General features: G+C 44.1%; 1 protein-coding gene. It reads left to right on the forward strand.

Translation table 11 applies throughout. The features are described 5' to 3' along the window. Nucleotides 1-228: 228 nt before the first annotated feature. Entirely contained in the window at nt 229-453 is a 225-nt protein-coding gene (locus tag R7P74_RS28565) for a hypothetical protein (RefSeq protein ID WP_213967299.1), read from the forward strand. Nucleotides 454-549 lie beyond the last annotated feature (96 nt).

Raw genomic sequence — 549 nt, forward strand, 5'->3', positions numbered from 1 at the left:
CATAACGCCCTGCTAAGGGGTGAGCAACGCAATACCTAAGCCGCTGCATACCACCTTAATCACTAAATTCAACGCATAGTAAAAATGCCACACGTTGCGAATCCCTCTTGAGCAGTTTGTTAGTCGCGAGGCACCGAGCGACAATTTTAAGCCGAACTAAACTTTGCGAACAACAAACTTTATGTGCTTTGATGCATTTAAGTTAGGCGTAGTCTCAGCGGCTACTCAATGAAACCACTTGGAATTAACAACGCCGCAGAAAACGGACTGACTACACCAAAAAGAGCCTTTGGAAAGCCAATCTCACAGTGCGGACTTTCAACAAACTCACCGAGCGGATTTGCAACCAAAAATAGACTCTCGATTGCCCTGCTCTGTCAGCACCAAAGAACAAAACAACCGCTTGGACACTTGCAAAACTTTGGACTTAAAACTGCTGAAACTGAGTTTTGACCATCGACGATGAATCTGTATACCAAACAAACAGCTGCCAAATTTTGAGCTAAGAAACATGATTTTGATTGCTAGCTTTTTCTGGCGACTAACGCC

It is taken from the genome of Vibrio sp. 2033 (genome assembly GCF_033339735.1).

Excerpts from the sequence above, each read along its gene's own strand:
- R7P74_RS28565 (WP_213967299.1), top strand. The coding sequence starts at position 229 with ATGAAACCACTTGGAATTAACAACGCCGCAGAAAACGGACTGACTACA.